The sequence below is a fragment of the Peribacillus deserti genome, from assembly GCF_002863585.1.
In the GTDB taxonomy this organism is placed as follows: domain Bacteria; phylum Bacillota; class Bacilli; order Bacillales; family DSM-1321; genus Paraperibacillus; species Paraperibacillus deserti_A.
Genome location: NZ_PGUY01000092.1, coordinates 16,513 through 27,547, shown reverse-complemented (window position 1 = coordinate 27,547; position 11,035 = coordinate 16,513). Strand labels below are relative to the sequence as shown.

The window sequence follows — 11,035 nt, the reverse complement described above, 5'->3', positions numbered from 1 at the left end:
TCAGCTTTTGGATGGATCTTTTCTTGAAAAGCACCGTCCTCCGCTTTTCGATCAGGTGAGACCCCACAGGCGAAGCCGAGGAGGCTCAGCGCCCGCCCCTAAGGTCCGCGAGCATCCTCACGTTCCAATCAACCCCTTGTTCAATAACAACAAAATTTGCGAAAACAGCCTAAAAATAAAATAGTAGTATACAAATTTGACCTTATATAATTTTCCAGCTCACAGAGAGACCCCGCCCAAAAGCCAAGCAGTCCATTAGAAGCAAAAGCATTTCTGCAGTTCCAGCTCGTTTTTGGCTGTCCAGGTCTCTGACCGTCTTATCTGACAAGTTGTATACTAATTATACAACATAAAACAAGTTCGGTGCAGGCAGGCGCCGCTTTCCGCCTTCTTATTTTCTTTATTATAACATTATATAAATTATTACACATAAACATTCATTTATCTGGCTCCCTTTGTTTAATACCGGGATTCCTCCCACTTTTGTTCAATAGTAAAATAACTTTTTACTTTACATTGCAAGAAATAATATTTCGTAATATTATAAAATATGAGGAAGAACTGTGTATATTATTCTTCTCTGGAATATTAGGGAAATAAATCAGCCTTATTTTGGAGAAATTCTTCAGCCTTATAAAACGGAGGGATTTATATGAAATTTGAAGGCACTGGTATCGAGAAATACATAGCTGAACTTGGCCGCCTGGATGAAATCATGCATGAAAACGGCTTAGTAAGAGCAGAACAATGGGATTATGACCGCGTAAACTATGATAAAAAGTTTATTCTTAAAGAAGGAGTTTTTTATCTTCGAATCCAAGGATATGCTGTTGAAGGTGATGTAGGCGCCAATAAAGCAGACATCCAGGTCTTGACTCCTATTCTTGGTAAGCATTATTATCCTCATGGCGTAGAATACGGGGAAGGCGAAAAATTCCCTGCCGGTCTTGTAAAGCAATGCGAGCAGATTATTTCTTCCATTAAAGCAGAAGTAGAAAAGTTTGCTATTGTCTGACAAGCTGCATTCTTACAGACTTAAAACGCATGGATTTCATGCGTTTTTTATTTTGGGCAGAGTTTTTGTTTGTTAATTTGCAGCTGGATTATTATAATTTAACTATCCTACTAGGAAGGAGCAATGCTGTGCCCTTATTATTACAAAAAAAGTATTTTATTATTGCCCTATCTTTACTAATTACAGGTATCCTCGGGTATCTCATCCTTCCCGTATCGATTCCATTAATCTGCGCCTTCCTTACTGCGTGTCTGCTCGAGCCTGCAGCAAAGGCTCTGCAGAAAAAGTACTCCTGGAGCCGAAAACTTGCCAACCTCATCGTATGTACGCTATTTTTTATGCTGATCGGGATTTCAGCTTATTTCCTCACCACAAAAGTAATTACAGAAGCAGTTCAGCTCATACAAAAATTGCCCTCATATATTAACCAGATTAATGATTCATGGCTCAATTACGACCGAAATCTAAATCCAGCTTCTGCGGCTATGCCAGAACCGTTAATGGACGAAATACGTACACAGACTGCCAAGACTCTCGATAGAGTAAAAGCAGAGCTCGGTACAGTACTAAATATAGATAAAGTCACCGGCCTCATAACAAACATTCCAAACTTACTTATTAGCTTTATTGTTTATCTGGTAGCTTTATTTCTATTTTTGAATGAGCTCCCCTCATTTAGAAGGAAAATCTACAGCTATTTAAAGAATAGTTCAGCAGATAAGTTCCAGCTTATGTCATCACGGCTTTCCTATGTGTTGTCCGGTTTTATCAAGGCTCAATTCCTTGTTGGCATCATCATATTTACTGTCACTCTCATAGGGATGTTATTTATCAATGCAGGCGTAGCAATGCTAATGGCAGTTTTGATTACGATCATTGATTTTATCCCTTTTATCGGCTCTATGATCATTCTGGGACCGTGGGCCCTCTTTCATTTTATGACAGGAGATATCCCGACCGGGACACAGCTGGCCGTACTTGGCTGTATGCTGCTGATCATTAGAAGAACTGTTGAGCCAAAAGTGACTGGGGTCCACATCGGGTTATCTCCCCTAAATACGTTAGTCTCTATGTATCTAGGCTTTAAACTATTCGGTATACTCGGAATCATCTTTGGGCCTGTTCTTCTCGCCGCCTTTTATACAGCCAGTGAAACGGGGATTATTAAACTTCCATTTAAAATATAAAACAACCACAGAACATCGTCTGTGGTTGTTTCCTTTAAGGCTCTGTTTACACTGTTGATTTTTTGCACTATGTTGATTGTAACGGATATGCTAGACTCCTGCGGATAAGCGGGTGTTGTCCAGCTCCAAGGCTTTAGACCCTCGAGTCATAAGCCAATCAGTCCATGAGAAGAAAAACCGCTTCTCACGGCCTGCTTGTCTTATGTCTGCCAGGTGTCTAACTTTCCATATTATGTAGTTTTTTAAAGAGTTTGCTCATCACAGTTTTTTTAAAAAAATGCCTAGAAAGTCACCGTCCTCCGCATTTCTATTAAGGGAGACCCCACAGGCGCAAGGCACCGAGGAGGCTACCGGCCGCCCCGCGGAAAACGAGTGCCTGCTAGCTGCAATCAACAATCACGTTTAATGAACTTTCTTTAAAAGAAGTCATAAAAGAAAGGTTTAATGTCTGGAACAGCCATATGAAAGGCGCTAATCGCTTCAGGTGTGCCGGCTATTTGTCCCACCTCTGCAAGTACATCAGCTTTCTGTGCACCCAGGAGGACAGCTGTTAAAGCATTGATCGATAGGGATATTCCCTCAGCCTCTGCCTCATGCCCTCGCTCTTCTTCATTCAGGGCGGTCACTTCTTCATTACTGATCACGTACGTTCGATTATTCCATTCTGCTGCTTGATCCGTTATAGTGATTACTAAATTTTTTTCGAGTGTATTGAATGTATATTGTGATAGAAATTTTTCCGCATCTACAATTCTCGCCATAAAGTATGGGTTAAAGCTTGTTTCTACTTTGGGCTGTGACAGATAGTAAGGAAACGGGTCATGGATGGATGTAATTATTTCAGCCTTTTCAACCATAGAATCGTGCTGGCAGATAAAATTCCAGATAGCTCTAGCCGCTTCAAAATGTAGAGAAACATATTCCTGGACATCAATAAGTTTATCCGAAACTTTGTATATTGCATATCCGCCCGCATGGCCATTCGTATCATAGTACATGGCAAGCGTGTAATCGGAATACACGGAATAATCCCACCAATATGGGGTTCTTATTAACATTCCCCCGTATTTCAAGGCAAACTTTTCATATACCTCATTTGCCTCAGCTGGATGTGTTTCTTTCTTGTATCTGACGATTCTGCCCGGAGCAGAAGGAAGCGGCCGCAGATCTGACCCTTTCAGGGTAACCTTTTTCAGGGAACTGAACACTTCCCATCCATATTTACGATAAAAGGAAATTTTGAATGGGTGGAGATAGGATAATGTCTGGCCTTTTTTTTTCATGATAATGAGCGCTTCCTTCAGCAGGGCATCTACCATTCCTGATCTCCTATGCTCAGGATATGTCGCTACAGAAGCAACTCCCCCCATCTTATACGTTTTTCCCTGTAAGAGCACTTCGTGGTTAAGCAAGTGCATTTTAGCTGCAAGCTCGTCCTCTTTGAAAATCCCATATATCTCCTGGCAGGAATAGTGTTTCAGTTTTTCAGGAATGTCCTCTTCTTTTACTTTATATTGAAAGGCATACATAGATAAATCTAATGCCTCTTTCCTTCTTTCTTCAGATATTCTTGTAATCGTATGCATATGTCCCTCCAAGTATTAATGATACGTAAATGTCCACGTTGAATACAGGCTGTCGTTTTGGTCCATAACAAAGCCCAGATCCTTTAAAACTCTAAGCTTATATCCATCTTTCTTTGAACAGTCCACTGCCACTGATTTAACACTCTGTGTGAACGACTTAACCGTATATTTCATAAAAATATACAAACTTTCTTCCAGGTATTGCAATTCCGCATCTGGGCTGATAAAGGAAGTCGCAATATATCCTGTCCGGTCTTCACCCTGATGAAAAATAAAATCCCCCACCATTTTCTTCAACTTTAGATCCGCGATTATCCAAAATTTATAGCCTTTCCCTCCACTTTCTATTTGTTCGATATAATAGGGCAAAAATCCTTTAAATAAATTGGAAGGCCAGGTATTCGGCATTACAATGGGAGAGCGTTTCACAAGTTCATCTCTATATAAGACTAATGATTTCGCCAAGTCGAGGGAACACGACATAACTATAATTCTCTCTGTTTTAAAATCATCCACCATGATTACCTCCTCTAGACTACTAAACTGCCAGCCAATCGATGATGCTGGGCTTCGCTTCATTTATCGTTTAGGGATCCCCATATTCACAGAGCTTGCTATATAATAAGAAAACTCGCTCCAGGCGAGTCACTAAAAAGTCACGGATCGTGCAATATATGTATTGCCTAAATAAAAATGCTGCCAATACATTGTATTCAGCAGCACGGATAAATAACCCTATTTCATTAAAATCCTAAAATTGCTTTAATAACAGACGTGGTTTCCCCGCCTTTATAAAACACATATAAAAGTAAATACACCGCGACACCGGTAATGGCAGTAAAGAACCAGATCACGCTGGTGATAGGACCCAGTATTCTATGCCTTGCAAGCTTGTTTTTATAGCCGGTCCATAGAGTAAAAATCCCCATAACCGCTCCAACAGTAGCTAGCGTAATGTGGAAAATTAAAAAGATGGTATAGTAAATTTTTATGCTTTCTGGTCCGCCGAAGGAAGTATTACCAATAAAGATGGTTCTCGACGCGTAAATAACAAAAAAGATGATGGCAAAAATCGCCGCTAAGAACATGGCTTTTTTATGAGCTTCTATTCTTCTCTGTTTAATCAGCCACCAGCCGATTGCTACAGTAATGGCGCTAAGTACAATAAAGCTCGTACTAATTGTAGGTAATATTGGTAAAGACATGAACAAAAACGTCCTCTCTCTGATACATGGTATAGCTGAACACTATAGTCAGCTTGTCTTGGTCTATGGTAATTGTATTAAACAGCCTTAAACTTTTCAATATTTAGCAAGGGGAAAAATCTGCTTACCTCTAAATTGTTCAGAAAAAGACACATTTCATTTTTCAATGAAAACACGGGTATCCTTAGGTGGAAACCCGTGTTTTGTCCGTACTTCACTTTACAGTGCCAGAGGGAGAAAAATGTCCTTCTCTTGGTTCGTAGAGGTTTTCAGTTTCATCTGCTGACTTTTGGTTTTCTTTCTTATACCAATCAAAGAAAATATATCCGAGCATGGAACCATACACGATCTCTTGAATGATTTTCATCAGCACTCCGCCAAGCTGCTGATCTTCAAGCAGGGGCAGCCAATTCAGCAATTCCGGGCCGCTTATTCCCAAACTTGAAAGTGCAGAAGCAGGAACACATAATGTCATTGCCTGAGACCAGGCAGCCGGATCAGTGAACGTGTCATATAAAGGATGTTTCGTAAAAATGATCAAGGCGCAGGCAGGTGTCAATAAGATACCATTTCCGAAAATATAACCGACCTTTTGTAACCCAGACAGTTCTTTGTCTTTTTCTAAATGATTTACAACAGGCCACCACATAAATATAGCCATTATAAAAAGAATTACTGTATATATTCCGTGATACCACATATTCAATTTCACAAAATCAAAAATAAACGGAATATGATAGAAAGAAAAAAAGACATTAAAAACCAATAATGCAATCAATGGCTTAGTAAAAAACATGAAAGGCTTTTCGATCACCCTAAATGTAAAAATCGCCCTCCATACCCAGTCAGGAATGGAAGTAATAAATAATGGCGGAATGACTAAATAAAGAATAGCCATTTGTGTCATATGTGCACTAAACATAATATGACCGAGCAAATCAAGCGGAGATCCCTTGATCAGATAGAGCAGGATCATGGCTGTTATAAAGATACTCGCCTGCTTTCTTGTGATTGGTGTACTCCCTTTAAAAAGGGATCTATATTTTATGGTTATTAGGAAGAAAGCTGCCGTCAAAATAACAAGTGCCAACATAAAAAAAGGACTCCATAAAGCCCGGAAACCAAACATCTCCAGAGATAACAAATTTATTCCCTCCAAGTCTTTCATTATGTGCTGACTCTATTATACATGATTAACCGCGTTATTACATTTACCTAAAGAGACTATTTTTTGTCTGCCAGCCCATTGACACGGAATTGTCAAAATAGCTTTTTAAAGATCGTTACATGCTCACAAAGGTATTTTAATAGAATCGTTTACAGAAAATAAGGTTCGGGTATTTTTACTTTTGGCTCTTTACTAATGATTGCTGTTTTAAATAAGTTCTATGAACTGACCCTGCTGTTAAACAGGTTGATAGGAACGTAAGGTGCGAGACCCACAGGCGGTAGCCGAGGAGGCTCGGGCGCCCGCCCTGCGGAAAGCGAGCATCCTCACGTTCCAATCCACCCCCTTCTTCAATAACAAAAAAGTTTACGAAAACAGCCATTTTTAAACAACACAGAGAAATTGTGATGAATAGCCCTTTTTTCCCTAATTTCTAAGCCTTTTAATAGAAAACCTTGTGACAGGGTGAGGCATGGGCTCTTACAGTATTATTTTCAGGTCTTTTTTATGGATTTTGAACAGCTGCTGGAAGTTTTTGGTTATGTTTTGTGGTTTATGCTTATGTTTCGAAGGTTTATGCTTATATTTCCTGGATCTATGCTTATGTTTTGGTGATTTATGCTTATGTTCAGCTGTCCTATGCTTATCCTTCTGCCTTTATGCTTATATTTCTGGCTATTTGCTTAAAAGATATGTATTTCATAGACAATTAACCTTATATCTCCTGCTACTGCAGCACAATCCATACAATCTTCTTATTTCTCCACTGATCTCGGGTCCGGTGCTGGTGCCAATCGAAAAAAGAATACCTCATTTTAATAGTTTATTAGCTGTAAAAAAAAACCGGCTGAAAGCATCAGCCGGGGTTCTTCTTATATCCAAGTAATTGTAACGAATGTCAAAACTGTTATTAATGCTACCGATAATCCTGAAAACAGGAAAAGCTGCGGTGTTTCATGTCCTTTATGGCTCATGTGCATGAAGTAATACAATTGGAAAATAACCTGTACTACAGCAAGCAGCATGATGAAAGGCGCTACAAACCAGTGAGAAAAGCCTTCAAAATGGACAACAGCAAAAGCAATCAATGTTAAGAATATCATGAGCGCAAATGATACTACCTGATATCTCATTTCTTCAGCATTTTTCTTACGGCGATAATTTAAGTCTGCTTTTGGGTTAGCTGAATTTGGTCGTAAATTCTCCATTAAATTATCCCACCATTCCCATTAAGTATACAACAGTAAAGATAAAGACCCAAACTACGTCAATAAAGTGCCAGTATAGACTTGCTACATAGAACTTAGGCGCATTATATAAGTCTAAACCGCGTTTAGCGTTTCTAACCATTAGCGAGAGAATCCATAATAATCCGAAGGCTACGTGGCCGCCGTGGAAACCGACTAAAGAGTAGAAGGCACTGCCAAAAGCACTACTTGTAAATTTATGGCCTTCGTGGACATAATGATTGAATTCGTAAATTTCAAGTCCAAGGAATGCTGCACCCAATAATACAGTAATTAATAGCCAAGCCTGCATCCTCTGGAAATTAAAGTTCTTCATATGGTACATTGCATACACACTAGTCAATGAGCTTGTCAAGAGGAGCATAGTTGCTGCAAAAGTAAGATCCATGCTGTACAAATCTTTTGCCAGCGGATGACTGGAATCAGGAACTTTATCTTTTAAAGCTAGGTAGGTGGCAAAAAGAGATCCAAATAGTACCGTTTCTCCTCCTAGAAAGAACCAGAAACCTAAAAACTTATTTTTTGCTTCAAGGGTAGCTTTCTCAGGCGAAGAAGGCCATGTCATCTCAGTAAATTTTTCTTGAACTGATGCCATTATGCCCTGCCCCCTTTGTCTTCATTTTCAAAGTCTTCTTTATGAATATGGAAACCATGATCATCCTTCACAGAACGAAGCAGCATGGAAATAAGCGTGATACCCATCCCGACGAATAGCACCGGCAGAGCCCAGTCCTTGCCATCTACATGATATAAAGCACCAAATGCTGCTACAAATAATCCAAATGAAATGGTTACCGGCAAGAAAGATGGATTTGGCATATGAATGTCTCCGAGCGGCTCAGCAGGTGTCATTTCTGTTTTGCCTTCCATCTTCTCAATCCAGAATGGATCCAAACCACGTACTAATGGCAGCTGTTTAAAGTTATAGAACGGCGGCGGTGAAGGAATAGCCCATTCCAATGAACGGCCGTCTCCCCATGGATCATTTCCGACTCTTACGTTCTTAACCTGTGTCATAACAACATTGATTAATAGAATGATAACAGCAATTCCCATGAAGAAAGCTCCGATGGAACTGATAAGGTTCCCAGTTTCCCAGCCCTGATTCGGCAGGTAAGTGAATACACGGCGAGGCATACCCATTAGCCCAAGGAAATGCTGAATAAAGAATGTTAAATGGAAACCGATTAGGAACAGCCAGAACGTAATTTTCCCTAGTGTTTCATTAAGGAGGGTACCGAACATTTTTGGCCAATAGTAATGAGTTCCAGCTAATAGCGCCAGCACTACACCACCGACAATAACGTAGTGGAAATGGGCAACTACGAAATAGCTGTCATGATATTGATAGTCAGCAGCCGCGACAGCGTTCATGATCCCAGTTACACCACCGGCAACGAAGGAAGGAATAAACGCAACAGCATACAGCATAGGAGTCGTAAACTTAATGTTTCCGCCCCACATCGTGAACAGCCAGTTAAAGATCTTAATACCAGTCGGAACGGCAATGGCCATGGTAGCTACAGCAAATATAGCGTTCGCAATCGGACCCATACCTACAGTAAACATATGGTGGGCCCAAACCATGAATCCTAAGAAACCGATTAATACGGTCGCAAAAACCATGGAAGAATATCCAAACAATCTCTTTCTTGAGAATGTTGCGAAAATTTCTGAGAATATTCCAAATGCCGGAAGGATTAGAATATATACTTCAGGGTGACCAAAGATCCAGAAAAGATGTTCCCAGATAATGGTGTTCCCGCCTGCTGCAACATCAAAGAAATTTGCTCCGAATAAACGGTCAAACATTAATAAAAACAAACCTACAGTAAGTGCAGGGAAAGCAAATAGGATTAGGGCGGATGTGACAAAAGACGACCATGTGAACAATGGCATCCTCATATACGTCATGCCGGGAGCCCTCATGTTAACAATCGTTACAAGAAAGTTAATACCCCCTATTAACGTTCCGATCCCAGAAATCTGGAGGCCCAGAATATAGAAATCAACACCATGCGTGTGTGCTTCCATTGTTAGTGATGCGTAAGACGTCCATCCTGCATCAGGTGCTCCTCCAAGGAACCAGGAGCAGTTTAAGAATACTCCCCCAAAGAAAAACAGCCAAAAGCCGAGCGAGTTCAAAAATGGGAATGCAACGTCACGTGCACCAATCTGCAGCGGAACAGCGGCATTCATAAAAGCAAAAATCAATGGCATTGCAGCCAGGAATATCATGGTCGTACCATGCATTGTCAAAATTTCATTGTATAGTCCGGCACTGACGAAATCATTGTTTGGGACAGCAAGCTGAACACGGATGAAAAGAGCTTCCAGCCCGCCCACCAAAAAGAAAAACCCGCCGGCCATCAGGTATAAGATGCCGATTTTCTTATGGTCTACTGTTGTTAGATAGTCCCAAATCGTTGCGCCAAAACCCTTCTTATGAGCGTACGTACTCACGGTTAAACCTCCCTTTGTAAATCACGTTCCCCTTGTGCTATCTGTTAGAAGCAGCTGCACCTCTATGTATATGAAGCACTTTATTGTTCGAGTTTAAGACCCATCAAATAGGCAGTCAAGGCATCAAGTTCATGATCATCCAGCTTTTGGTATTTGCCAGTCATCAAGTTCCCTGGCTTTACTTTTTCTGGATCCTGCAGCCATTTTCTCAAGTTTTCTTCATTGTGTTCAAGGATCCCGGCAATTCTTGTTCTGTCGCCAAAGTTAGCCAGGTTAGGAGCGGTACGTGCCTTTTCAGGCCTTGCGTCATTTGCCGTGTTAGCATGACATCCGATACAGCTCTTGTTGTATATTTCTTCGCCCTCTTTAGCAAGGTCACCGACGGCAGCAGGCTTTTTCAGATTCTTCATATCCTGTGTCCACTGGTTAAAATCGTCCTGTGAAAGTGTCTGTACCTTAAAGTCCATGTATGCATGGGAAGGTCCGCACAGCTCTGCACACTTTCCGTAGAACTGGTTCTGAACCTTTTCTGAACCTTTGCTGTCAAACTCCAGCCAGAACTGATTTTCACCCTCAGGATTCGTGTCAGTTTTGCCCCCGACAGCAGGAATCCAGAAGGAGTGCTTTACATCCGAGGATTTAACATTAAAATATACTTTTTTGTCTGTTGGAACGAATAGGTCCTGACTCGTTATAATTCCTAAGTCCGGATACTCGAATTCCCACCAGTATAGATTTGCTCTTACGTTTACTACAAGAGCATCCTTTGTTTTGCCATCCTTGTCCTTTTGTTTCATAGGTGAGACATCTGCCAGCTGAAATGTGTATGAAACGGTAGGCACGGCCAGTACTAAAAGCAGAAGAATTGGTATAACTGTCCAAATAATTTCAAGTTTGTGGTTACCTTCCACCTGTCTAGGAATACTGTTTTCATTTTTCTTGGTGCGGCGGAAACGTGCAATCACGTAAATAAATATTACAGTCACCACAATAATAACCAGGACCATAATAACGGTACTCAGTATCATTAGGTCATACTGTTTTTTGGCAACTTCACCGGCAGGTGTTAAAGTTGACAGGAATGGTTCTCCACAGCCTGACAGAGCAAGCGCCAAAATTGCAAAAATAGAAATCAGACGCCATTTGTGAAGCCGTTTTCTCATA

10 protein-coding genes are annotated in these 11,035 nt (G+C 40.7%); 2 read left to right on the top strand and 8 right to left on the bottom strand.

Annotated features, from left to right (window positions below):
- Window positions 1-652: 652 nt before the first annotated feature.
- Window positions 653-1,015 carry a YugN family protein gene (locus tag CUU66_RS23190; protein WP_101645770.1) on the top strand — a complete coding sequence of 121 codons (363 nt, stop codon included), beginning with the start codon at window positions 653-655 and terminating at the stop codon, window positions 1,013-1,015.
- 128 nt (window positions 1,016-1,143) lie between these two features.
- Window positions 1,144-2,202, top strand: coding sequence for a sporulation integral membrane protein YtvI (gene ytvI, locus CUU66_RS23185; RefSeq protein ID WP_257968119.1), 1,059 nt, complete (start codon window positions 1,144-1,146; stop codon window positions 2,200-2,202).
- A 416-nt stretch (window positions 2,203-2,618) separates the two neighbouring features.
- On the opposite strand, the gene CUU66_RS23180 is transcribed toward ytvI, so the two are convergent.
- The 8 genes from CUU66_RS23180 to coxB all read right to left on the bottom strand — a co-directional run bounded on the left by CUU66_RS23180 (window position 2,619) and on the right by coxB (window position 11,034).
- Complete coding sequence (locus tag CUU66_RS23180) at window positions 2,619-3,788, bottom strand: GNAT family N-acetyltransferase (RefSeq protein WP_101645769.1); 1,170 nt, start codon at window positions 3,786-3,788, stop codon at window positions 2,619-2,621.
- A 15-nt stretch (window positions 3,789-3,803) separates the two neighbouring features.
- Window positions 3,804-4,307: a hypothetical protein gene (locus tag CUU66_RS23175; protein WP_101645768.1), complete on the bottom strand. Its 504-nt coding sequence runs from the start codon at window positions 4,305-4,307 to the stop codon at window positions 3,804-3,806.
- A 224-nt stretch (window positions 4,308-4,531) separates the two neighbouring features.
- Window positions 4,532-4,993, bottom strand: a complete 462-nt coding sequence (locus CUU66_RS23170) for a DUF420 domain-containing protein (protein ID WP_101645767.1) — start codon at window positions 4,991-4,993, stop codon at window positions 4,532-4,534.
- Between the two features lie 214 nt (window positions 4,994-5,207).
- The gene (ctaG, locus tag CUU66_RS23165; RefSeq protein ID WP_308302531.1) at window positions 5,208-6,122 is read right to left on the bottom strand and encodes a cytochrome c oxidase assembly factor CtaG; all 915 of its coding nucleotides are present in this window, start codon (window positions 6,120-6,122) and stop codon (window positions 5,208-5,210) included.
- A gap of 911 nt (window positions 6,123-7,033) precedes the next feature.
- Window positions 7,034-7,369, bottom strand: coding sequence for a cytochrome c oxidase subunit IVB (gene ctaF, locus CUU66_RS23160; RefSeq protein ID WP_101645765.1), 336 nt, complete (start codon window positions 7,367-7,369; stop codon window positions 7,034-7,036).
- A 4-nt stretch (window positions 7,370-7,373) separates the two neighbouring features.
- Entirely contained in the window at window positions 7,374-8,003 is a 630-nt protein-coding gene (locus CUU66_RS23155; protein WP_101645764.1) for a cytochrome (ubi)quinol oxidase subunit III, read from the bottom strand.
- Complete coding sequence (gene ctaD, locus CUU66_RS23150; protein ID WP_101645763.1) at window positions 8,003-9,871, bottom strand: cytochrome c oxidase subunit I; 1,869 nt, start codon at window positions 9,869-9,871, stop codon at window positions 8,003-8,005. The genes CUU66_RS23155 and ctaD overlap by 1 nt, the downstream gene beginning before the upstream one ends.
- 80 nt (window positions 9,872-9,951) lie before the next feature.
- On the bottom strand, window positions 9,952-11,034 hold the full coding sequence (coxB, locus tag CUU66_RS23145; protein WP_101645762.1) for a cytochrome c oxidase subunit II: 1,083 nt from the start codon (window positions 11,032-11,034) through the stop codon (window positions 9,952-9,954).
- Window position 11,035: the final 1 nt, after the last annotated feature.

Excerpts from the sequence above, each read along its gene's own strand:
- CUU66_RS23190 (WP_101645770.1), top strand. The coding sequence starts at position 653 with ATGAAATTTGAAGGCACTGGTATCGAGAAATACATAGCTGAACTTGGC.
- CUU66_RS23180 (WP_101645769.1), bottom strand. The coding sequence starts at position 3,788 with ATGCATACGATTACAAGAATATCTGAAGAAAGAAGGAAAGAGGCATTA.
- CUU66_RS23175 (WP_101645768.1), bottom strand. The coding sequence starts at position 4,307 with ATGGTGGATGATTTTAAAACAGAGAGAATTATAGTTATGTCGTGTTCC.
- CUU66_RS23170 (WP_101645767.1), bottom strand. The coding sequence starts at position 4,993 with ATGTCTTTACCAATATTACCTACAATTAGTACGAGCTTTATTGTACTT.
- ctaG (WP_308302531.1), bottom strand. The coding sequence starts at position 6,122 with ATGTTTGGTTTCCGGGCTTTATGGAGTCCTTTTTTTATGTTGGCACTT.
- ctaF (WP_101645765.1), bottom strand. The coding sequence starts at position 7,369 with ATGGAGAATTTACGACCAAATTCAGCTAACCCAAAAGCAGACTTAAAT.
- CUU66_RS23155 (WP_101645764.1), bottom strand. The coding sequence starts at position 8,003 with ATGGCATCAGTTCAAGAAAAATTTACTGAGATGACATGGCCTTCTTCG.
- coxB (WP_101645762.1), bottom strand. The coding sequence starts at position 11,034 with ATGAGAAAACGGCTTCACAAATGGCGTCTGATTTCTATTTTTGCAATT.